The organism is Colwellia sp. MB3u-55, from assembly GCF_014076785.1.
GTDB lineage: Bacteria > Pseudomonadota > Gammaproteobacteria > Enterobacterales > Alteromonadaceae > Colwellia_A.
Genome location: NZ_JACGUS010000025.1, coordinates 1 through 269 on the forward strand (window position 1 = coordinate 1; position 269 = coordinate 269).

At 43.1% G+C, this 269-nt stretch carries 1 pseudogene; it reads right to left on the reverse strand.

What is annotated here, in order from left to right:
- Positions 1–66: 66 nt before the first annotated feature.
- Positions 67–269 (reverse strand): annotated as a pseudogene (locus H4J66_RS00955) (IS110 family transposase); the annotation flags it as partial.

Consider the following 269-nt stretch of genomic DNA (forward strand, 5'->3'; position numbering starts at 1 on the left):
CCTAACGCCGTCGGTGGTTGTGCCACACCCGATGCTTGATCCCATGCGCTAACTCAAAACTTTTCTTCATGCAGGCATTCTTGCTATCCGTAACTTAGGATTAACTTGTGTTAGAACAACTTCACAGGAAATGGCCCAAATATAGGCGATAGCCGTAACCACTACATTACGATGTTTACCTTTATGCATGAGTCGTTAATAACGGCGGCACAATCTCAGTTGAGCTTGCCAAGCCATATCAATAATTTCTTTGCTTAATCTTTCTTGTC